This is a genomic window from Vitreimonas sp., assembly GCF_035627415.1.
GTDB lineage: Bacteria > Pseudomonadota > Alphaproteobacteria > Caulobacterales > Aquidulcibacteraceae > Vitreimonas.
Window position 1 is genome coordinate 65,470 of sequence record NZ_DASPLU010000031.1, and the last position, 19,785, is coordinate 85,254.

General features: G+C 67.2%; 20 protein-coding genes. 9 read left to right on the forward strand and 11 right to left on the reverse strand.

Translation table 11 applies throughout. The annotated features are described in order from the left end of the window. Positions 1 to 3: 3 nt before the first annotated feature. The gene (locus VEA80_RS16360) at positions 4 to 321 is read left to right on the forward strand and encodes a YbjQ family protein (protein WP_325061842.1); all 318 of its coding nucleotides are present in this window, start codon (positions 4 to 6) and stop codon (positions 319 to 321) included. A gap of 48 nt (positions 322 to 369) precedes the next feature. Here VEA80_RS16360 and VEA80_RS16365 read toward each other — a convergent pair whose 3' ends face one another. Both VEA80_RS16365 and VEA80_RS16370 read right to left on the reverse strand, forming a co-directional pair. Further along, positions 370 to 1,116, reverse strand: a complete 747-nt coding sequence (locus tag VEA80_RS16365; RefSeq protein WP_325061843.1) for a hypothetical protein — start codon at positions 1,114 to 1,116, stop codon at positions 370 to 372. 89 nt (positions 1,117 to 1,205) lie between these two features. Then, positions 1,206 to 1,919, reverse strand: coding sequence for a hypothetical protein (locus tag VEA80_RS16370; protein ID WP_325061844.1), 714 nt, complete (start codon positions 1,917 to 1,919; stop codon positions 1,206 to 1,208). 128 nt (positions 1,920 to 2,047) lie between these two features. On the opposite strand from VEA80_RS16370, the gene VEA80_RS16375 reads away from it, so the two are divergent. Continuing rightward, the gene (locus tag VEA80_RS16375) at positions 2,048 to 2,914 is read left to right on the forward strand and encodes an NAD(P)-dependent oxidoreductase (RefSeq protein ID WP_325061845.1); all 867 of its coding nucleotides are present in this window, start codon (positions 2,048 to 2,050) and stop codon (positions 2,912 to 2,914) included. A gap of 87 nt (positions 2,915 to 3,001) precedes the next feature. Further along, positions 3,002 to 4,777, forward strand: coding sequence for an alpha/beta hydrolase family esterase (locus tag VEA80_RS16380; protein ID WP_325061846.1), 1,776 nt, complete (start codon positions 3,002 to 3,004; stop codon positions 4,775 to 4,777). Here VEA80_RS16380 and VEA80_RS16385 read toward each other — a convergent pair. Next, on the reverse strand, positions 4,774 to 5,304 hold the full coding sequence (locus tag VEA80_RS16385; RefSeq protein WP_325061847.1) for a hypothetical protein: 531 nt from the start codon (positions 5,302 to 5,304) through the stop codon (positions 4,774 to 4,776). The genes VEA80_RS16380 and VEA80_RS16385 overlap by 4 nt on opposite strands. A 63-nt stretch (positions 5,305 to 5,367) precedes the next feature. Continuing rightward, on the reverse strand, positions 5,368 to 5,853 hold the full coding sequence (locus tag VEA80_RS16390; RefSeq protein ID WP_325061848.1) for a CreA family protein: 486 nt from the start codon (positions 5,851 to 5,853) through the stop codon (positions 5,368 to 5,370). 112 nt (positions 5,854 to 5,965) lie between these two features. On the opposite strand from VEA80_RS16390, the gene VEA80_RS16395 reads away from it, so the two are divergent. Then, positions 5,966 to 7,741: an arylsulfatase gene (locus VEA80_RS16395; protein WP_325061849.1), complete on the forward strand. Its 1,776-nt coding sequence runs from the start codon at positions 5,966 to 5,968 to the stop codon at positions 7,739 to 7,741. On the opposite strand, the gene VEA80_RS16400 is transcribed toward VEA80_RS16395, so the two are convergent. Genes VEA80_RS16400 through VEA80_RS16415 form a run of 4 tightly spaced genes read right to left on the reverse strand, consistent with a single transcriptional unit; the run spans position 7,738 to position 11,178 of the window. Continuing rightward, positions 7,738 to 8,073, reverse strand: coding sequence for a hypothetical protein (locus tag VEA80_RS16400; protein WP_325061850.1), 336 nt, complete (start codon positions 8,071 to 8,073; stop codon positions 7,738 to 7,740). The two genes, VEA80_RS16395 and VEA80_RS16400, sit on opposite strands and share 4 nt — an antisense overlap. Before the next feature lie 49 nt (positions 8,074 to 8,122). Continuing rightward, a complete protein-coding gene (locus VEA80_RS16405) occupies positions 8,123 to 9,763 on the reverse strand; it encodes a cisplatin damage response ATP-dependent DNA ligase (protein WP_325061851.1) in 1,641 nt (546 codons plus the stop codon). Beyond that, positions 9,760 to 10,785, reverse strand: a complete 1,026-nt coding sequence (locus VEA80_RS16410) for a ligase-associated DNA damage response exonuclease (protein WP_325061852.1) — start codon at positions 10,783 to 10,785, stop codon at positions 9,760 to 9,762. The genes VEA80_RS16405 and VEA80_RS16410 overlap by 4 nt, the downstream gene beginning before the upstream one ends. Before the next feature lie 39 nt (positions 10,786 to 10,824). Next, the gene (locus VEA80_RS16415; RefSeq protein WP_325061853.1) at positions 10,825 to 11,178 is read right to left on the reverse strand and encodes a DUF6491 family protein; all 354 of its coding nucleotides are present in this window, start codon (positions 11,176 to 11,178) and stop codon (positions 10,825 to 10,827) included. 219 nt (positions 11,179 to 11,397) lie between these two features. Here VEA80_RS16415 and VEA80_RS16420 point away from each other — a divergent pair, with 219 nt between their 5' ends. From VEA80_RS16420 to VEA80_RS16430, 3 genes are all read left to right on the forward strand, one after another. Beyond that, the gene (locus VEA80_RS16420; RefSeq protein WP_325061854.1) at positions 11,398 to 12,324 is read left to right on the forward strand and encodes an ABC transporter ATP-binding protein; all 927 of its coding nucleotides are present in this window, start codon (positions 11,398 to 11,400) and stop codon (positions 12,322 to 12,324) included. Next, the gene (locus VEA80_RS16425) at positions 12,321 to 13,088 is read left to right on the forward strand and encodes an ABC transporter permease (protein WP_325061855.1); all 768 of its coding nucleotides are present in this window, start codon (positions 12,321 to 12,323) and stop codon (positions 13,086 to 13,088) included. Before VEA80_RS16420 ends, VEA80_RS16425 begins: the two co-directional genes overlap by 4 nt. Positions 13,089 to 13,181: 93 nt before the next feature. Next, on the forward strand, positions 13,182 to 13,931 hold the full coding sequence (locus VEA80_RS16430; RefSeq protein ID WP_325061856.1) for an enoyl-CoA hydratase-related protein: 750 nt from the start codon (positions 13,182 to 13,184) through the stop codon (positions 13,929 to 13,931). A 3-nt stretch (positions 13,932 to 13,934) separates the two neighbouring features. Here the strand turns inward: VEA80_RS16430 and VEA80_RS16435 are convergent, their stop codons facing one another. From VEA80_RS16435 to VEA80_RS16445, 3 genes are all read right to left on the reverse strand, one after another. After that, positions 13,935 to 14,852 (reverse strand): hypothetical protein, encoded by a 918-nt coding sequence (locus tag VEA80_RS16435; RefSeq protein ID WP_325061857.1) that lies wholly within the window; start codon positions 14,850 to 14,852, stop codon positions 13,935 to 13,937. Between the two features lie 70 nt (positions 14,853 to 14,922). After that, positions 14,923 to 17,526, reverse strand: coding sequence for a M1 family metallopeptidase (locus tag VEA80_RS16440; RefSeq protein WP_325061858.1), 2,604 nt, complete (start codon positions 17,524 to 17,526; stop codon positions 14,923 to 14,925). 75 nt (positions 17,527 to 17,601) lie between these two features. Next, complete coding sequence (locus VEA80_RS16445; RefSeq protein ID WP_325061859.1) at positions 17,602 to 17,778, reverse strand: hypothetical protein; 177 nt, start codon at positions 17,776 to 17,778, stop codon at positions 17,602 to 17,604. A 591-nt stretch (positions 17,779 to 18,369) separates the two neighbouring features. Here VEA80_RS16445 and VEA80_RS16450 point away from each other — a divergent pair. Together VEA80_RS16450 and VEA80_RS16455 are read left to right on the forward strand one after the other, a co-directional pair. After that, positions 18,370 to 18,825: a hypothetical protein gene (locus tag VEA80_RS16450; protein WP_325061860.1), complete on the forward strand. Its 456-nt coding sequence runs from the start codon at positions 18,370 to 18,372 to the stop codon at positions 18,823 to 18,825. A gap of 35 nt (positions 18,826 to 18,860) precedes the next feature. Further along, the gene (locus tag VEA80_RS16455) at positions 18,861 to 19,781 is read left to right on the forward strand and encodes a histone deacetylase family protein (protein ID WP_325061861.1); all 921 of its coding nucleotides are present in this window, start codon (positions 18,861 to 18,863) and stop codon (positions 19,779 to 19,781) included. The last annotated feature ends 4 nt before the right edge of the window (positions 19,782 to 19,785 follow it).

A 19,785-nucleotide genomic window follows, 5' to 3' on the forward strand; every position in this document is an offset into this window, starting at 1 on the left:
CACATGATCATCTCAACCACTTTCGACGTTCACGGCCGAACCATTGCACAGCAGTTGGGTTTGGTGCGCGGCAACGTCGTGCGCTCGCGCTTCATCGGCCGCGATATCGTCGCGGGCCTCAGGATGATCGTGGGTGGGGAGATCCACGAATACACCAAGCTGCTGGCCGAAAGCCGCGAGCAGGCGCTCGACCGTATGGTGCAGCACGCTCAATCGCTGGGCGCGGACGCCGTGGTGGGCGTGCGCTTCGAGACGACTGACGCCGGGCAGGGCCAAGCGACGGAGGTGCTGGCGTACGGCACCGCGGTAAAGTTGGGGTAGTCAGAACTCGGAAATCAGAAATCAGAGAAGTCGGAAAATTCGACGCTCCTAGGTGCTTCTGATTTCCGGCTTCTGAATTCTGATTTCCGACAACGACGCCGCGTGCGCCAGGCGCCACGCCATCAGCGCGACGATGCCGGCCGAGACGTCGAGGCTGAAGCCGAACGCGGCCAGGAAGATCACGTGGTGCGTCAGCAGGTGCGCGGCCGGCCCGGCGGCGAGCTCGCCCAAGCGCCAGTCCGCCGCGCGGCGCAGGCTCCAGTCGAACAAGGCGCCCGCAGTGGCGGCGCCCGTCAGCATGGGGACCCACACCGGCACGTGCGGCAGATCGAGCGGCAGGCCGGCGATCATATGCGGCGCGGTGTAGGCGACGAGCGTCAGGCCATAGAGCGGCGTCAGCCACGCATGCGCCAGCGATCGCCACGACGTCTCGGCCGGACGCCCGGCGATCAAGGCGAGCCGCGCAGCTTCGCGCACGCTCCAGTGCGTGTCGGCGAACATGCGCCACACGAACAGCGTGCCGATGCCGCCGGCGAGCCCGGTGAACGCGCCGACGATCACGGCGGCGACGGCCGGGCCAATCAGTGATGCGAAATCGATGCGCCCATGCTCGCCGCGCATCAGCACGAATGCGCCAAGCGCGGCGAGCATGAAGAGCGCGATCGGCGGCGAAGCGAGCGCCGCCGCACCGACCGCAAGAGCCGCGAACAGCGCCGCTGCGCTCCGCGCCGGACTGACGCGGGCGAGCGCTCCGGATTGGAGCGCCGCCGCATGCTCAGGGATTCTCCCGTTCATCATGGTTCATTGAAATGAACCAACGTCGTGAATTGCGCGTAAATGCCCGGATAACCAAGTATTTACGCTATGGACGCGGTAACCTTTCGTTAGTCACGCCGGCGCCGTGCGCGCGGATCGCGGCTCGTGCGGGCGACTCCGTCGTCGACACCGTCAGCTTCCGGTTGCGCTTGGCTGTTGCTTTGCTCGGCTGCAGCCGCCTCGGCAGCGGCTGCAGCGGCCGCAGCGCGTGCTTCGCGATCGGAGACTTGCTGTTGCGCCTCTGCTTGCCACGTGGCGTCGTTGGGATGGCCGAGCGAATTGAAGATCTGCGCGAAGCCAGGTGATTCGCCGCCGCTGGTCGAGGCGCAGAAGGCGCGCATTTCGAAACCTGGGCGCACTTGCACCGCGCCGAACACGGTTTTGCCGCCGCCCTGCAATTGGGCGCGCTGCACCGGCCAGAAGCCGCTCGTATCGACCGTTTGCGAAACGAGTTGCGGCGTTGTCCCGGAGGGGAAAAAGTCGCGCACAGCCGAGGCTGCGGTCACCCATGCGTCCGGCGTGAGCGGATCGGTCGTGTTCCGCGCCGCGTCAGGCGACGAATTGGCGGTGCCCGGATTGGGCAGCCCGAAGACGTAACAATCGTTGCTCGCGTTGAACAGCAGCACCACCGTCTGGGACGTCTGCGGCCCCGCTGCTTCCGCCTGCCAACCTGACGGCTTGTTGAATGTCAGTCGTCCGTTCGGATCCGTCCATTGATCGGCATGGGCGACGCCCGCGCCAAGTCCCACGCCCAAGAGAGCGGCAAGCGCAAGTCTGCGCATTAGCTTTCCTCCACAAAAGCTCGTCCTCGGTCTGATTCACCGCTCCTGACCCCCGACGTCAAGGTCTGGAGGGAGTGGAACCCAGTGCGGAAGCGCCTAAGCTGCAGCCGTAAATCGGGAGGCCGGACATGAGCTTACGAGGCAAAACCCTCTTCATTACAGGCGCCAGCCGCGGCATCGGCCTCGCGATCGGCCTCCGCGCCGCCCGGGACGGCGCCAATATTGTGATCGCGGCGAAAACCGCTGAGCCGCACAAAAAGCTGCCTGGCACGATCTATACGGCAGCAGAGGATGTCGAAAGGGCCGGCGGCAAGGCGCTGCCCCTCATCGTCGATGTGCGCGAGCCGGAGAGTGTCAAGGCGGCTGTGGACGCTGCGGTCGAGCGCTTCGGCGGCATCGACATCTGCGTCAACAATGCGAGCGCCATCCAACTCACCGGCACGCTCGCCACCGATTTCCGTCGCTATGATCTCATGAATCAGGTCAACGCGCGCGGGACGTTCGTGACGACGCGCACGTGTCTGCCGCATCTCATGAAGGCCGAAAATCCGCATGTGCTGATGCTTTCGCCGCCGCTCGACATGAGCCCGCGCTGGTTCGCCGGCCACGTCGCCTACACCATGGCCAAGTACGGCATGAGCATGTGCGTCTTAGGCATGGCCGAGGAATTCCGCGACCAGGGCGTCGCCTTCAACGCGCTCTGGCCGCGCACCGGCATCGCCACGGCCGCGATCGAGTTCGCGCTCGCGGGCGAAGAAGGCATGCGCCACTGCCGCACGCCGGATATCATCGCCGACGCCGCCCATGCGATCTTCAACAAACCCGCGCGCGCATGCACCGGCAATTTCTTCATCGACGACGTGCTGCTCTATGCCGAAGGCGAGCGCGACTTCGATAAATACCGCGTCGACCCGAGTAAGCCGCTGATGCCGGACTTCTTCGTGCCGGGCGATACGCCGCTGCCGCCAGGCGTCAGCATGGGGCCGCAGGCTTAAGCGCCGTTCGTCGCAACGGCGCGCCGGTCGCGCAGAATTGAGTAGCGCAGCCCGACTCATCGTCTAACGCGGATCGGGGAGTGCACGATGATGAGATTTCTTGCAGTCTTTATCTTGGCGGCGGCGATGCTGGGCGCCGTCGAGCAGGCGCAGGCCTATGACCGCGACATCGAGATCCGTCAGCTCGCGCACGCCGGCGCCAACCGCTCCTACGGCGTTTACGTTCCGACAACTGCGGACGCGGCGCGACCGGCGCCCCTGATCGTCGCGCTGCACGGCCGCTACTCGTCGGCCAAGGCGCTGCACGCGATCAGTGGGCTCGCCGCCGTCGCCGAAGCGCGCGGCGCGGTGCTGCTCTATCCCGAGACGGCCGGCGCGTTCTGGAACGAGGGCGGCCACACCGCGCTGCAGCGGCGCGAGGCGGCGGCCGACGATGCGGGCTTCATCGAAGCGGCGATTGCCGCTGTCGCCGGCGAACGCGCAATCGACGCCGCGCGCATCTATGTCGTCGGCCATGACGTCGGCGGCTCAATGGCGTTTCGGCTGGCGTGCAGCGAACGGCGCCTTGCCGGAGTCGCCGTCGTCTCGGCGCTGATGTGGGACTACGCGGCGCAAGCGTGCCCGGCCGCACAACAAACCTCTGTGCTGATCTTGCACGGCCGCGACGACGAAAATTTTCCTGTCCGTGGCGGCGCCATCCCGAACAGCCGCACCGATGCGCGGCGGCTCAGCGCCACCGATACGGTGGCGTTCTGGCGTGAGCGGCTCGGCTGCGCTGGGCGGCCGAGCGCGACGTCGAGCAACGACAGCGCCCTCTATGCCGCATGCGCATCCGGCGCGTCGTTGGCCTATGTCGGCGTCGCCCGCGGCGCGCACGAATGGTTCCGCGACGGCGAGAACTATGAACTCAATCGCCATCGCCTTGATGCGAGCGCCGCTATCGAGGATTTCTTCTTCAACGCGGCCGCTTTCGAGCTTCCCGGCACGCGCGCCGACGGCCGTTCGCGGTCATGGATCACCTATGCGCCCCCGAACTACGATCCGGCGCGGCCTGCGCCGCTCGTCATCGTGCTGCACGGCCGCCCAAGCACCGCCGCCTCAATGGCCGCCATCAGCGAAATGAACGCGGTCGCCGGGCGGCACGGCTTTATCGTCGTCTACCCCGAAGGCATCGACAACGAATGGAACGCCTATTTCGATCTCCGGCGCAGCGGCAACGCCTCGCTGACCGGCAATCGCTCGATCCTGCCGCAGGATGACATCGGCTTTCTCACGACGCTCGCCGCAGACTTGCGTGTCGATCTCAACATCGATCCCGCCCGCATGTACGTGGCCGGCTTCTCCAATGGCGGGTTCATGACCATGCGCATGGCGTGCTCAGCGTCAGACACTTTTGCGGGCTTCGCCGAGGTCGGCGCCTCGCTCTACGTCGAGATGACCGACCTCTGCCGCCGAAGCCCGCCGTCGCCGGTTCTGTTTATGCACGGCAGCGCCGATCCGAGCATTCCGTATGAGGGGGTCACGGTCGGCAATCCCGAGGGCGGCGAGCCCATCCGCATCACGCTGCGTGTGATCGACACCGTTTCACTGTTCGCCCGCCGTAACGAGTGCACGCTCTCGGGCCGTAGCACGACGCTTGCAGAACGCGGCCGTTCGCCAGGCACCAGCGTCGTGCGTTTCGTGCCGCACGAGTGCGCGGGCGCGCCGCTCGAGTTCTATCAAATCAACGGCGGCGGCCACACTTGGCCGGGCGTGCCGGAGCTGCTGCCGGCGGAGAATTTCGGTCCGACCAACATGGACATTCACGCCAGCGAAGTGATCTGGGATTTTTTCAGCCGCCAGACGCTGGCGCAGCGCGGCTAGGCTTCCCCGCGAAGTTCGGCGCTCAGCCGCGCCGCCGCCCCGTCGCGGCCGGCGAGCCAGATGCCGAAGAAGTGCCGGCGAAAGCCCGGCCACTCGATGTCGCAGAGATGCGCGCCGTTGCGATAGAAGCGCGCCGTGTTCGCGCCGGTGCTCACTCCGGTGATGCGGTCGCCGCGAGCGACGTCAGGAAAGCAGCGCTGGAACTGCGCGCGCAACGGCGCGAGCGCTTGAGCGCTGCCGGCGCCGCGGCCGCGCATTTCCGAGATCGAACGGTTGATCAGCGTGCTCGCGCGCGCCGAGCGCTCGTAGGTGAGGGACAGCGCGAACGGCGCATCCCAGGCGAACGCGCCGCTCTGCGTCCACAGTTCGGCCTCGAACAGCGTGACCGAGAGCACCTGGTAGCGAGCTTCGCCCACTTGGCGGGCGCCGGGGATAGCGCGCGAGACTTCGCTCGGCGCGGCGAAAGCGGGCCCCGCTGCGAGCCAAGCGGCGGCGAATGCGGCGACAAAAGTGCGGATCGGGCGCATGCGGTGTTTTTCCGGAACGTTCCTGGCCGAATTATGTACGGATCAAAGCCGCGGCCGGACCAGCTAGTTCCCACGCGCCGCTGCGGCTTCCGCGGCCGTGAGAGCGATCGTGGAGATGTCCAGCTTGGCCGAACCTTCGACCAGCTCGCGCGAGTGCGAGATATAGAGGATCGAGCGGTTCTCCAGATCGACGATGCGGCGGATGGCGACGTTCTTGAAGAAGAGGCTCTGGCGCTGGCTGAAAATCTCTTCGCCCGCGCGCGAGACATTCACGCCGGCGAGATCGATCGCGCCGATGCGCTGGCACGAGACGGCCGAGTTCGACGGGTTCTCGAACCAATTGCCCTGCCGCATGCGGTCGAGGAAGCTGCGGTCGAAATAGGCGATGTGGCACACCACGCCCGGGAGCTCCGGATCCGGCAGCGCCTCGATCATGATCTCGTTGCCGAGCAGGTCGTTCGAGAATTCCCCGACCTGGCCCTCGCGGTCGCCGCAGGCGGAAAGCGCGAGCGCGCAAGCAAGAAGGGCGGCCAGTCCGATCGCGCGCATGCGCATCTCCCGTGTTGCAGCGCAGAAAGCGTCCGGCGAACGGTCGAGTTCCGCTAAAGCTTTGACTTACGCTGCGGAGCGGCCTTACCCAAAGAGTAGGGGGAGGCTCGAAATGAGGTCATTCGGCAAGCTGACGGCGCTTGCGGCGGCGTGTTTCGCCGCGCTGCTCGGCGCCGATGCGCCGGCGCAGACGCCGCCGCGGCCCAACTTCGTCGTCATCGTCATCGACGACGCCGGCTTCACCGACCTCGGCGCCTATGGCGGCGAAGCGCGCACCCCGAACATCGATGCGCTCGCCGCGCGTGGCGCCCAGTTCACGCGCTACTACACCTCGCCGCTGTGTGCGCCCTCGCGGGCGATGCTGCTGACCGGCGTCGATGCGCACCGCACCGGCATCGCCACCATCCCCGAAGTGCTGCCGCCAGAACATGTCGGCCAGCCCGGATACACGATGCGCCTCGAGCCCGGCGTCACCACCGTGGCGACGCGTCTGCGCGACGGCGGCTATCGCACCTACGCCACCGGCAAATGGCACCTGGGGCATGGGCCGGGCGATTTGCCGAACAGCCACGGCTTCGATCGTTCCCTGGTGCTCGACGCCTCCGGCGCGGACAATTGGGCGCCGCGCTCGTACATGCCGTACTACGCCGACGCGCCCTGGTTTGAGGACGGCGCCCGCGCCGAAGTGCCGGCGGACTTCTATTCGAGTGAACTGATCGTCGATCAGATGATCGAATACCTGGAAGCCGATCGCGCCCGCGCGGAGCCGTTCTTCGCCTATGTCGCGTTCCAGGCGGTGCACATTCCGGTGCAGGCGCCGCGCGCGTTCACCGAGCATTATGAAGACGTCTACAGCGCCGGCTGGGAAGCGTTGCGCGAACGGCGCTGGCGCCGCGCCCAGGAGCTTGGCTACGTGCCGGCAGACGCGCCGCAGGCTGCGCTGCATCCGAGCTTGCGCGATTGGGACGAACTGCCGGCGGAGGAGCGGGCGCTCTACGCGCGCAGTATGGCCGTTCATGCCGGCATGCTGGAGGCGATGGATCATCACATCGGCCGGCTGATCGCCTACCTGCAGCAGCGCGGCGTGGCCGAGAACACGATCTTCGTCGTCGTCTCCGACAATGGGCCCGAACCGAGCAATCCGCTGATCGAGCGTGGCTTCCCGCAATGGATGGCGCTGCAGGGCTACACCCGCGAGCTGGAGACTCTCGGCGAGCCGCGCTCCTATGTCTTCATTGGCCCCGAATTCGCTAGCGCCACCGCGGCGCCTGGGGCGTTGTTCAAATTCTACACCAGCGAAGGCGGCGTGCATGCGCCGCTGATCGTGGCTGGGCCGGGTATTGAGCAGGCGCGCATCGATGCGCGCGCTTTCGTCACCGACATTGCGCCCACTTTGCTGGAGCGCGCCGGCGTCGCCGCGCCGGCCGGTGAACGCGCGCCGATATCGGGCCGCAGCATGGCGCCGGTGCTGTCAGGAGAGGCGAATGCGATCCGCGGCCCCGATGACGTCATCGGCATCGAGGTCTCGGGCAACGCCGCGCTTTATCGCGGCGATTACAAGCTGGTGCGCAACCTGCCGCGTTATGGCGACGGCCAATGGCGGCTCTACGACATCGTCGCCGACCCGGGCGAGACGAACGATCTGTCGCAAACGGAATCCGAGTTGTTCGCTTCGATGCAGCAGGCGTATGCCGAATACGCCGCCGCCAACGGCGTTCTCGAGATGCCGCCGGGCTACGACGTGCAACGCCAAGTCGCGCGCAACGCGCTGAAGAAGCAGCTCGAGCGCCATTGGTGGGTGCTGGCGATCGCGGCTGCGGTACTTGTCGCGTTGCTCTGGCTGCTGGTCACGCTGTCGCTGCGCCTATTCCGGCCAAAGTCGGCTTAGCCGCACGGGCCCGGGCGCGTTTCGATCACTTCGGTGATCTCGATCTCGCGCGGAAACATGCCGAGGTGGCCGTAACGCCCGCGCGGACTGAGGCGCCCGACGATGGTGGCGCAGACACTGAAGCCGTCCCGCGGATCGGCCCGTGGCGGCGCGGCGGCCTGGAGCGGGGCGAAGCCGCTCACGACCGCCCAGGTTTCGTCGCCGCCCTCGGCGCGAAACGTCATGGTCTCCATACCTTCGGCATAAACGCCTGTGTAACGGCGCCCGCCATCGCTCAGCGGCGAGGCGCAGGCGGTGAGCGACAGGATCAGTGCTGTGGTGACGATGCGCATGTTTCCCCCTGCGCGGAGTGGAGCACGCGCGCCCGTGCGGCGGCAAGGCTCAGCGCTGCGCCGGTTCGCCGCCGCGGAGGAATTTTTCGAGATCCTCCAGCGTATCCGCATCGCTCGGTCTTTTGTCCCAGCGAATGCGGGAGATGCGCGGAAAGCGCATGGCGACGCCGCTCTTGTGCCGGGTCGAGCGCTGCAGGCCCTCGAACGCCACTTCGAGCACGAGCCCCTGCGCCTTCGTATGCGTGACCTCGCGCACCGGGCCGAACCGGTTCTCGGTATTGTTGCGGACGAAGCGGTCGAGCTCCATCAGCTCTTCGTCGGTAAAGCCGAAATAGGCTTTACCGACCGGCGTCAGCTCGCCCGCTGCGGTCCAGACGCCGAACGTGTAATCGCTGTAGAACGAGCTGCGCTTGCCGGAGCCGCGCTGGGCGTACATTAGCACTGCGTCGATCACCATCGGATCGCGCTTCCACTTGAACCAATAGCCCTTGGGCCGGCCGGCGAGATAGGGCGAGTCGCGCCGCTTGATCATGACGCCCTCGACCGCCTCCGCATCAATGCCGGCGCCCGAGTCGGCCGGGTTGGCGCGCGCGTAGGTGAGCTCCTCCCAGGTCTTGAACGGGATCATCGGCGAGAGATCGATCGGCGCGAGCGGGTTGGCGGCGACGAAGTCTTCCAGCTTGGCGCGCCGCTCGGCGAACGGCAGCGCGCGCAAGTCCGCATCACCGAGGGCCAACAGATCGTAGACGCGGATGAACGCCGGATACTCCGCCATCAGCTTGGCCGTCACGCTCTTGCGGTTGAGGCGCTGCTGCAGCGTGTTGAAATCCTGCACGCCGCCGCCGCGCTTGATCAGCAATTCGCCGTCTAGCACGGCTTCGAACTCAAAGCCCGAGACGAGATCGGGGAAGGAGGCGGAGACATCGTCGCCCGTCCGGGAAAACAGCCGCGCCGCATGCCTGCCGCCGGCGTCCTTGCCGGCTGCGGCTTGGACGCGGATGCCGTCCCACTTCCATTCGGCGCAGAAGTCTGCCGGATCGAGCGCGGCGAATTCCTCCGGCTCGATCGCGTGCGACAGCATCGGCGGATAGAAGCGCACCGTCGTGGCGACGCTCGGCGCCTCGCCGCGGCCCTCCAGCCAAGCGAAAAGATGCGCGTACGGCGGCGCATCGGCATGCCAGACGTCCTCGATCTCGTCCGGTTCGCGCCCGCCCAGCCGCGCCAGCGCGGTTCGCGCAAGGCGCGCCGAGACGCCGATGCGCAGGGCGCCGGTGATGAGTTTCAGAAGCGCCCAGCGGCCGTTCTCGTCGAGCCGGTCGAGCCATTCGGCGACGCGCGCCGGCAGTTCTTCCTTCGCCGTGGTGGCGAGGCCTTCGACCACATCGCTCAGCGAAAGCTCGGCGTTCGCGCGCGTCTCGTTCGCCGGCCACATCAGCGCGACGGTCTCGGCGAGATCGCCGACGAAATCCCAGGAGAGCCCGAACAGCACCGGATCGGTGCGCTCGGCCGCGAGCTGGCGCACGAGGCCGGGCTTCGCATGCTTGAACGAGAGCGCGCCCGTCATCGCCGCCAGCGCCCAGCCGCGATCGGGATCGGGCGTGGTGCGAAAATAGTCTTCGAGCAGCGCGAGTTTGCCCAAGCGGCGCGGCTCGTAGGCCAAGCGATCGAGCAGCGCCGCAAACCGGTTCATGCCGCTTCGCCCGCCGGCTCGTTCTCCTCGTCGCCATAGCCGACGAGATGCAGCGCCTTCGCCTTCAGCCCTTGCGTCTCGCACCAGTGCGCCAGCGCATCGGCCTCGCCGTGCGTGATCCAGATTTCGCCGGCGCCGGTGTCCAGGATCGTGCGCTGCAGGTCGCACCAGTCGGCGTGGTCGGAGATCACCAGCGGCAGCTCGACGCCGCGTTGGCGGGCGCGGGCGCGGATGCGCATCCAGCCCGAGGCGAAGCACGTCACCGGGTCGGGAAAGCGCCGCACCCACGGCGTCTGCAGCGCCGAAGGCGGCCCGAGCACGATGGCGCCGGCATAGAAGCTCTTCGGCGCTGTCTCCACCGGCCGCACGTCGCCGAGATTTACGTCGTGCTCTTGATAGAGCTGCGTCAGCGCCATCAGCGCGCCGTGCACGTAGATTGGTTTGTCCCAGCCGCAGCGCTTCAGCTCGGCCATAACCCGCTGCGCCTTGCCGAGCGCGTACGCGCCGACGACATGCGCGCGCTCGGGGAACATCTTCACCGAGGCGAGCAGCTTGCGCATCTCGTGTTCGGCGGTCGGATGGACGAACACCGGCAGCGCGAAAGTCGCTTCGGAGATGAACACGTCGCACGGCACGACCTCGAACGGCGGGCAAGTCGGATCGCTCTGACGCTTGTAATCGCCGCTAACCACCACACGCGTGCCGCCGCACTCGGCCGCCGCCTGCGCCGAGCCCAGCACATGCCCCGCCGGATGCAGCGAGAACGTCACGCCGTTGATGTCCAGCCGTTCGCCGTACTTCAGCGCCTGGGTGGAGACCGCGAACCCTGGCCCGTAGCGCGCCTCCATGATCGCCAGCGTCTCCGCCGTCGCCAGCACGGCGCCATGACCCCAGCGCGCGTGATCCGAGTGCCCATGCGTGATCAGCGCCCGCGCCACGGGCTTGGTCGGATCGACGTAGAGATCCGCCTTCGGGCAATAGAGTCCCTCGGGGCGGGGGTGCAGGATCGCGGCGGGCTGCATGCCTCTAGAAGTAGGGTGCGCCCGCGCGCCTGTCTCGGCTCAGCTCGCCGCCGACCGCTCCATCCGCGCGATCGAGCGGATTTCGCAGGTGTGGCCGCCGGACCGGAACCGCGTCTCCAGATCGATGCCGTCGCCGGGGCCTTCGACGAAGATCGGCGTCAGCGCGTCGGTGACGGCCGCACAGGGGCCGTTCAGCGCGATCCGATAACGCTGGCCGGACACCAGTTCGACGAGCAGCGTCTCGTCATCGAGTACGGACGAACTCCTGACCGCTTCGCGGCTTTCGATTGTCACGTTCTCTTCGCCCATCATGTAAGCGGAGCGTGCGCCGCCCGAGCTGGCGGCGCATGCGCCGAGTGCGGCGACGGTCGCCGCGACGAAAAGCAAGCGCATGTAAACCTCCCTGCGCGGCTTCGATGCGCGCGCGGGATGATTCTACGCCGCCGCCGGAGTGCGGGAAGGCCGAACCCGACCGTTCACGGCGAATTGTGCCCGGGCCTGTCGGAATCGCCCGCGCCCACACGTCCTTGGCGGGTGACGCCCTCCAGCCCTCTAGCCTTATTGCGCTTGCGCCCCTATGTGCGGCGCTTCTCGCGGGGAAATCTGAACACGATGACCGAGCCGATCATCTCCATCCGGGACGTGAGCAAGACCTACAAGTCCGGCGTGCAGGCGCTGCAGCCCACTTCGCTCGATATCATGAAGGGCGAGATATTCGCGCTCCTGGGCCCCAACGGCGCCGGCAAGACGACGCTCATCAACATGACCTGCGGGATCGTGAATCTCTCGTCCGGCGCCATCGTCGCCGACGGGCACGACATCGTCCGCGATTACAAGCAGGCGCGCCGGAAGATCGGCCTCGTGCCGCAGGAGCTGCACACCGATGCATTCGAGCGCGTGATCGATACAGTCACCTTCAGCCGCGGCTTGTTCGGCTTCCCGGAGAATCCGGCCCACATCGAGAAGGTGCTGCGCGATTTGGCGCTCTGGGACAAGCGCAACGCCAAGATCATGGAGCTATCCGGCGGCATGAAGCGCCGCGTGCTGATCGCCAAGGCGCTCTCGCACGAGCCAAAAATTCTGTTCTTGGACGAGCCGAGCGCCGGCGTCGACGTCGAACTCAGACGCGACATGTGGGAGATGGTGCGCAGCCTCCGCAAGAGCGGCGTCACCATCATTTTGACCACGCATTACATCGAAGAAGCCGAGGAGATGGCCGATCGCGTGGGCGTGATCGACAAGGGCCAGCTGATCCTCGTCGAGGAAAAGAACGCGCTGATGCGCAAGCTCGGCAAGAAGCAGTTGACTTTGGAGTTGCCGACGGCGCTGCAGGCCGTTCCGGCGGGACTGAACGGCTACAATGTCGAACTCAGCAATGAAGGCCACCAGCTGGTCTACAGCTTCGACGCCCAAGCCAGCGACACCGGCATCCCATCCTTTCTGAAGCGGATCGGCGAGCTTGGCGTGGACTACAAGGACCTGCACACCGAGCAAAGCTCGCTCGAAGACATTTTCGTATCGCTGGTGCACCGCAAATGAACACCTACGGCATCCAAGCCATCTATCGCTTCGAAATGGCGCGTTGGTTTCGCACGCTGGGGCAGAGCTTGTTCTCGCCGGTGCTGTCGACCTCGCTCTACTTCATCGTGTTCGGCTCGGCGATCGGCTCGCGGATCGGCGAAATCAGCGGCGTGGACTACGGCGCGTTCATCGTCCCCGGCCTCATCATGCTCTCGATCCTGACCGAGAGCGTCTCGAACGCCTCGTTCGGCATCTACATGCCGCGCTGGGCGGGCACGATTTACGAGCTGCTGTCGGCGCCGGTCTCGGCGTTCGAGGCCGTTTGCGGCTATGTCGGCGCGGCGGCGACCAAGTCGGTGATCATCGGTCTCGTCATCCTCCTCACCGCCTATTTTTTTGTGCAATACGAAGTCCAGAACTGGCCGGCGATGCTGCTCTTTTTAGTGCTGACCAGCGTTTCCTTCTGCCTGTTCGGCTTCATTCTCGGCGTGTTGGCTGACGGCTTCGAGAAGCTGCAGATCGTGCCGATGCTGATCCTGACCCCGCTCACCTTTCTCGGCGGAACGTTCTATTCGATCGATATGCTGGGCGAGCCGTGGCGCACCATCACGTTGTTCAACCCGGTGGTTTATCTGATCAGCGGCTTCCGCTGGGCCTTCTTCGGGGCAGAGGCGGCGGACGTGAACATCGGCGTCAGCCTCGCCGCGATCAGCCTCTTTCTCGTCGCGTGCCTCGCGATCGTCTGGTGGATCTTCAAAACCGGATATCGGCTGAAGAATTGACGCGGCCGGCGCCTCGCCGGCTCGACTGCCGCTACGTGATGGTGCGCGCGAGCTGAAACCGGGCTAGGCCTCGCCATGCCGATGGAGAGGCCCATGCGCGAAGAGCACATCATCGTCAGCCGAGACGGCGCCGTTCTTGAGATCCGCTTCAACCGTCCCGACAAGAAGAACGCCATCACCAACGCAATGTACGGCGCGATGGCCGACGCGGTGGCCGAAGCGCAGCGCGATGATGGCGTGCGCGCCGTGCTGTTCACGGCCAGCGGCGACTTCTTCTCCGCCGGCAACGACATCAAGGATTTCGCCGCCCAGTCCACGGGCGCGTTCGAAGGCCCTCGGCACGTGACGCGCTTTCTCGAAGAGGTGATCCAGGCGGAAAAGCCGATCGTCGCCGCCGTGCAGGGCCACGCCGTCGGCGTCGGCACGACCATGCTGTTCCAGTGCGACCTCGTCTATGTCGCCGAGCACGCGCGCCTCACCGTGCCGTTCATCGATCTTGGCGTCGTGCCGGAAAACGCGTCGAGCCTCACCATGGTGGAGCGCCTCGGCCATGCGCGGGCGTTCGCGCTGTTCGGCCTAGGTGAGCCGCTCACGGGCAATGACGCTGCGGCGTGGGGGCTCGCCAACGCCGCGCTCCCGGCCGCCGAGGTCGAGCCGCGCGCCCGCGTCGCGGCGCAAACGCTGGCGAGCAAGCCGCCGCAATCCATGCGTCTCACGAAAAGGCTGATGCGCGATCGCGAAGCGTTGCTCGCGCGCATGCGCGAAGAGGGCGAGATCTTCGCCGAACGCCTGAAGTCGCCCGAGGCGATGCAGGCGTTCAGCGCCTTCCTGCAGCGGCGCTAGCGCTTACTGTTCGCTGTAGCGGAAGTGGGTGGCGTACTCCCAGCGCCCGTTCTGACGTCTTTGGTTCTCGATCGTGAAGCCGCGCGAGGACCGGAACAGCACGCTGCGCTCACGGTCCGCGGTGTCGGTCATCGAAACGAGAAAGCGGCCGTCGAACGCGGATTCGCCCACGCCGAAGCCGCCCTGCGAATTCCAATGAAAAAAGCGGATGCCGCCATCCGCGCTGCGCACCATGACGGCCTCGCCGGTGGAGCCGGCGCCGCCGGCATACCAGGTCTGCCGCAGCACGCGCGGATACTGAAACGCAAAACAGCCGCGGTTGTTGGGATCGCGACTCGGCTCGGCCTGAATGAAGCAGCGGCCCGCGATGCGATCGAGCCATTCGAACCCGCTGCCGTCGTCGATTGCGCCTCGGCGCGCGGAGTAGGGCGTCGGCGCTGCGCCGTCACGCCGGAATGTCACGACACTCGCGTCCGTCCAGGCATCGCCCTGGCGCCGCTGTTCGGCGACTTGGAATCCGTCGCCGGCGCGCCGCCACACCGAGCGGGTCGGAACGCCATCGGTGTCTGCGGCGCTGAACACGAGCTGCTCGTTCTCGTAGGTGGGCGTCAGGATCGCGGTCGAGCCGTCATTGGTCCAGGCGTAGATTTCGAGCCGATGCCGGTCGCGGCTGTAGCCCATCACGGACTCGCCGCGGAAGTTGGCGCTGCGCGTGATGCTGGCGCGGAGGAAATGGCCGTATTGGTCGCGGAAGCATTGCCGGTCGACCACCGCGCCCGCGGCGTCGCGGCCTTGATAGCACGAGCCCGCAAGCGCGCTGAGCCAACCCAGCCGGTTTGCAGTTTGGCCCGCCGCGGGCGCCGCGCTCGCGCAGAGAAGCAGAACCGCAGCGCCGGCGCCGCGAACGAATTTGGCCAACATGGATCTCACCCCATCCGTAGAGGCGGTCAGCCTAGCCTAGGCTGCCCAGGCTTGGCGAGAAGCCAAGTGCTCAGCGTCGACGCCGCGACGGCGCTCTGGCTGCGATCCACGCTTCCACCGCCGGCATCCGCTCGGAGATGGTCTCGGCACGGAGCCGGATGGCCGCCGCGGCTGCGGCCACGGTCGGCCGCGCGCCTTCCGGGAAGTCGCGGGCATACGCTTCCAGCTCCGCCACCATGGCCGGGTCGCTGCTGAGCGACGCGAGGGCGGTCGGGAATTCGAGCCGCTGCAGGGGATCCAGCATGGCTTCGATCGCGGCGCGGTTCTGAACCAGGAAGTCCCAGGCAAGACGCGGATGCGCGCCGCCCACGGAGGCGATCACCTGCGTGCGCAGCTGACGCGGAATCTCCTCCCCCAGCGTCAGCGCCAATGTGCGCCGGGCCAGGGCCGGATCGGAGGCGCTGGCGAGCAGGCGCCACAGCCGCCGCTGTTCGACGAAGTCCGTCGCCGCGCGCGCCTGCGCCAGCAGCGCATCGTAGTCCGCCGTCGTGGCGTTGCTCGCGTAGACGCCGATCACCGCCGTGCGGATCGACGCCGGCAGCGCCTCGCCGCCGCGCACGCGCCGGCGCGCCTCGGCGATCACCGCCTCGTCGCCGAGCGCGCCTAGCGTCGCGATCAGCCCCGCACGCGTGTTGGCGGCGTTCGAACCTTCGCCGTGACGCGGCGCCCACCCTGCGCGTTCGAGATACGGCCGCAGCGTGCGGATGCCGTACGCTTTCACCGAAGCTTCGCTCGGCCGCCCTTCGGCATAGTCCGCGAACGCCGCCATCGAAGCCGACGTGTCGGCGACGATGATCGGATCGGCGTCGGCCGGCAGTACGCTCACCAGTTCAAGATAGTTCGTGAACGGCGCGTCGCCGCTGCGGCCGAAGGCCCAATAGTCCAGCAACAGGCCGAGCTGATCGACCTCGTCCAGCGACGCGAAGCGTTGCGTCAGCGCGCCGAAGTTGCGCTGGTCGTAGAGCACGCGGAAGAAACCGCTCTGGCCGGCGTTGACCAGATATGGCCCGCAGGCCAGCGCTAGCGAGTGCTCACCGGCGGGCGCCATCACGCCGCGCACCGGCTCGCCGCCGACGCTGCGCGCGACGACCGGAATGCTCCAGCGCTCGTCCGTGCGCGAGGCGTCGTCCATGGCGAAGCGGCGCTGCGTGAGCGTGACATTCACCTGCGCGCCGCTTCGGCACGCCGCCGCGTTTGCCGTCAGCAGCGGAAAGCCCGGCTGGCCCGTGAAGCTGCGCGCGATCTCCAGCACCGGCTGGCCGGACGCCGCCTGGATTGCCGTCCACAGATCTTCGGTGCGCGCATTGCCGTACTGCCGGGCATTCAGATAATCCCGCACGCCCTGGCGGAAATCTTCTTCACCCACGTACGCCTCCAGCATGCGGATGACGGCGAGGCCCTTCTCGTAGGTGATCGTGTCGAAGGCGAGATTGGCTTCATCCAGCGTGTTGACGGTCTGCACCACCGGATGGGTGCCCTCGCGCGCGTCGAGCGCCATCGCCGTCGCGGTGCCGTCGGTCAGCTGCGCCATCCACGGATTCCAATCCGGATGCACTGCTTCGGTCGCCTTGGCCGCCATCCACGAGGCGAAGCCTTCGTTGAGCCACAGATCGTCCCACCACATCATGGTGACGAGATTGCCGAACCATTGGTGGGCGATCTCGTGCGCGACGATGCCGAACACGTTCTGCCGCTCGGCTTCGCTCGAGGTCTCGTCGACCAGCAGATATTGGTCGAAATAAAGAATGGCGCCCCAATTCTCCATCGCGCCGAAGCCGCCGGCGCCCGGCACGCCGATCATGTCGAGCTTTGGCAGCGGATAGCGAATGCCGAAATAATCGGTGAAATAGCGCAGCGATTGCTCGCCCGCCTCGAGCGCCGCCGCCGTGCGGTGCGTCTCGCCGCGACGCACGACGACGCCCAGCTCGACGCCGTCGACATCCCGCGTCACCCGCTCGAAATCGCCAACCGCGAGGAAGAGGAGGTAGCTCGGCATAGACGGCGTATCCGCAAACGTCGTGCGCGTCAGCCCGCCGGCGAGCCGCTGCGTGCGCGCCGCCGGCATGTTGCCGACGACCATCTGGTCGCTCGGCGCCGTCACCGTCAGCGCGAACACCGCGCGCCGGTTCGGCTGATCCCACATCGGCGCGAGCCGGCGCGCATCGCCCGGTTCGAACTGCGTCGCCAGCGCCCGCTTGGTGACGCCGTCATCCTGGTAGGAGACGCGGAAGAGGCCGTAGGCGTCGTCCTGTATCACGCCGCTATAGACGATGCGGATCGTGTGCCGCCCCGCGCGCAGCGGCCGCCGCGGCGTCAGCGTCAGCGTCTGCGCTTCCTCGTTTGCATCGAAGCCGACCCCCTGGCCGTCGATCGTCGCCCGCGTCACGGTGAGCCCCAGCGCGTTCATCGTCACCGCCGGCAGCGCCTCGCTGCTCTCGACCGTGATCCGCGCCTCGCCCGCGAACGTCGCCGTTTCGACGTCTGGCGTCACAGAGATTTCGTACCGAAGCGGAGTCGGACCGCCCGCGAACCACTGCCGCTCTGAAGTCTGCGCGCCGGCCACAGGCGCAAGCGCCAGCAGCGCCACGATCAGGGCAAACGGTTTGAACTGCATGCTGTACGCCTCCCGTGAACGGGAAGCCCTAGCTGCGCCGAAGCGGCTGCGCGAGACCCTTGCTGCAAACGGGCGCTAGCGCGCGTCCGGCGGCAGCGGCTCATGCGGTCCGTCGTCGTGGTGGTAGACCTGCGCCAGAAGCCGCGCGTCGTAGGTCTGGCCGCAGACGGGGCAGGTGCGCATGTCCGGCTGGGAAGCGTTCGCCGGGCGCGTGCGCTCTTCGAGTTCGGGCGGAAGTGGTTTCGAGGACATGTGCAGCTCCTCGGTCCAGGCGGGAGCGCAAAGCAGTCTCTCAGGCGCCGGCGGCCAAGACCTTGCCAGCGATGCGCTGATGCTACTGCGAGGGCGGCGGGCGGCGCAAATCACATCGGAAAATCGGCGCAGATTTTCGCCCGTGACCACCGTCACAGCCGCCAGAGCCAGCGCGTCGTAGTCTCTCCTCATCGAAGCGATGACGCTTCGCCAAGAGGAGCAAGACCAATGACCGCCAAGTTCTACAGCCTGATCGTCGCCGCTCTGATGTTCGCGCCGGCCGCCTACGCCACGCTGAACCAAGCCGCCCAGATCGTCGCCTAAGCGCCAGCCCGAGTTTCGAGAGCCAATCCCATGACCAAGTTTTACGCCCTGATCGCCGCTTGCGCCGTGTTCGCGCCTGTCGCGATGGCGACCCTGAACCAAGCTGCCCTGATCGTCGCGTAGCTCCCCGCGACGAAGCTTGGCCCACGAGAAGGCCGCCGAGGCAGCTCCCCCTCGGCGGCCTTCGCTGTTGTTGGAGTTGATTTCCGTTTCAGCCGCGCCGGGCGCAGGTTCACGCCGGGCGGGCTCGCGAAGGAGGGTTTTCCGATGCTGAAGCGTGCAGCGCTCGCCGCCGTTGTCGGCACCTGCCTTTCCGCCGTCGCGGTCGCGCAAACCGAAACGCCGCCGCCGGTCGAGACGATGGATTGCGCGGCGATGCTGGCGGAGCTGACCGTCGCCGGCCAGCGCATGAACAGCCAGCTCGATCCCGAGTTCGGCCGCGAAGCGCAAGCCATGCAGCAAGAGGTTGAGAGCGCGCAGCGCCGCGGCATGGCCGCCGGCGTCGGCGCGAGCGCCGCTTGTTCGCTCCCGGGCGCAGGCGCGGCGTGCATGGCGGCGCAACAGGCGCAGGCGGCGCAGGCGCAGCGCGATGCGGCGCGCCACCAAGAGCGCATGAACGCGCAGACGGACCGCCTCAACCGCTCGATGGACGGCATCGATCAGCAGCGGATGATGGCGCTGACCGAGCGCTACGAGGCGATGAATTGCCAAACGCCGCAATAGTTGGCCGAAGCGGCGGCGCGCGCTAGATCGCGTCCATGCTGCTCTACACGCACCCCTCGATGCTGACGCACGAGCCGCCGCCCGGCCATGCCGAACACGCCGGCCGCTTGCGCGCCGTGCTCGATGCGCTCGAAGGCCTGGCGCTCGACCGCCGTGAAGCGCCGTACGCCGAACGCGAGGCGATCGCGCGCGTCCATCCCGTCCGTTACATCGACGCGCTCGAGCCCGCCTTCGCCGAAGCGCGCGAGGGCCGCGTCAGGCTCGATCCCGACACCTACATCTCCGCCGGCTCGCGCGAAGCGGCCTATCGCGCCGCAGGCGCCTGCGTCGCCGCCGTCGATGCGGTAATGGCGGACGAGGACGAAACGGCGTTCTGCGCCGTGCGTCCGCCCGGCCACCACGCCGAGCCGATCTCGCCGATGGGCTTTTGCATCTTCAACAATGTGGCCATTGGCGCGCTGCACGCGCTCGAAGCGCATGGCTTGAGCAAAGTCGCCGTCGTCGATTTCGACGTCCATCACGGCAACGGCACGCAGACGATCGCCGAGAAGGAGCCGCGCCTCTTTTTCGCCTCGACGCACCAGTCGCCGCTCTATCCCGGCACCGGGGCCGCGAGCGAAACCGGCGCCGCCCACAATGTCGTCAACGCTCCGCTGCCCCCTGGCGCCGGCAGCGCCGTGTGGCGGCAAGCCATGGAGACGAAGGTGCTCCCCGCGCTCGAGGCCTTCGCGCCCGAGCTGATTCTGGTTTCCGCCGGGTTCGACGCCCATAGAGCCGACCCGCTCGCCCAGATGGAGCTGGAGACGGAGGATTTCGCCTGGGCGGCGCGGGAACTGCGCAACACCGCGCTAAAGCGCTGTGGCGGCAAGCTTGTCTCGACTCTGGAGGGCGGGTACGACTTGCCCGCGCTCGCCGGATCCGCTGCGGCCTACCTGGCGGCGCTCCTGCGCGACTAGACCC

Bases quoted from the DNA above. Each gene is read 5' to 3' on its own strand.
- VEA80_RS16360 (WP_325061842.1), top strand. From the start codon at position 4: ATGATCATCTCAACCACTTTCGACGTTCACGGCCGAACCATTGCACAG.
- VEA80_RS16365 (WP_325061843.1), bottom strand. From the start codon at position 1,116: ATGAACGGGAGAATCCCTGAGCATGCGGCGGCGCTCCAATCCGGAGCG.
- VEA80_RS16370 (WP_325061844.1), bottom strand. From the start codon at position 1,919: ATGCGCAGACTTGCGCTTGCCGCTCTCTTGGGCGTGGGACTTGGCGCG.
- VEA80_RS16375 (WP_325061845.1), top strand. From the start codon at position 2,048: ATGAGCTTACGAGGCAAAACCCTCTTCATTACAGGCGCCAGCCGCGGC.
- VEA80_RS16380 (WP_325061846.1), top strand. From the start codon at position 3,002: ATGATGAGATTTCTTGCAGTCTTTATCTTGGCGGCGGCGATGCTGGGC.
- VEA80_RS16385 (WP_325061847.1), bottom strand. From the start codon at position 5,304: ATGCGCCCGATCCGCACTTTTGTCGCCGCATTCGCCGCCGCTTGGCTC.
- VEA80_RS16390 (WP_325061848.1), bottom strand. From the start codon at position 5,853: ATGCGCGCGATCGGACTGGCCGCCCTTCTTGCTTGCGCGCTCGCGCTT.
- VEA80_RS16395 (WP_325061849.1), top strand. From the start codon at position 5,966: ATGAGGTCATTCGGCAAGCTGACGGCGCTTGCGGCGGCGTGTTTCGCC.
- VEA80_RS16400 (WP_325061850.1), bottom strand. From the start codon at position 8,073: ATGCGCATCGTCACCACAGCACTGATCCTGTCGCTCACCGCCTGCGCC.
- VEA80_RS16405 (WP_325061851.1), bottom strand. From the start codon at position 9,763: ATGAACCGGTTTGCGGCGCTGCTCGATCGCTTGGCCTACGAGCCGCGC.
- VEA80_RS16410 (WP_325061852.1), bottom strand. From the start codon at position 10,785: ATGCAGCCCGCCGCGATCCTGCACCCCCGCCCCGAGGGACTCTATTGC.
- VEA80_RS16415 (WP_325061853.1), bottom strand. From the start codon at position 11,178: ATGCGCTTGCTTTTCGTCGCGGCGACCGTCGCCGCACTCGGCGCATGC.
- VEA80_RS16420 (WP_325061854.1), top strand. From the start codon at position 11,398: ATGACCGAGCCGATCATCTCCATCCGGGACGTGAGCAAGACCTACAAG.
- VEA80_RS16425 (WP_325061855.1), top strand. From the start codon at position 12,321: ATGAACACCTACGGCATCCAAGCCATCTATCGCTTCGAAATGGCGCGT.
- VEA80_RS16430 (WP_325061856.1), top strand. From the start codon at position 13,182: ATGCGCGAAGAGCACATCATCGTCAGCCGAGACGGCGCCGTTCTTGAG.
- VEA80_RS16435 (WP_325061857.1), bottom strand. From the start codon at position 14,852: ATGTTGGCCAAATTCGTTCGCGGCGCCGGCGCTGCGGTTCTGCTTCTC.
- VEA80_RS16440 (WP_325061858.1), bottom strand. From the start codon at position 17,526: ATGCAGTTCAAACCGTTTGCCCTGATCGTGGCGCTGCTGGCGCTTGCG.
- VEA80_RS16445 (WP_325061859.1), bottom strand. From the start codon at position 17,778: ATGTCCTCGAAACCACTTCCGCCCGAACTCGAAGAGCGCACGCGCCCG.
- VEA80_RS16450 (WP_325061860.1), top strand. From the start codon at position 18,370: ATGCTGAAGCGTGCAGCGCTCGCCGCCGTTGTCGGCACCTGCCTTTCC.
- VEA80_RS16455 (WP_325061861.1), top strand. From the start codon at position 18,861: ATGCTGCTCTACACGCACCCCTCGATGCTGACGCACGAGCCGCCGCCC.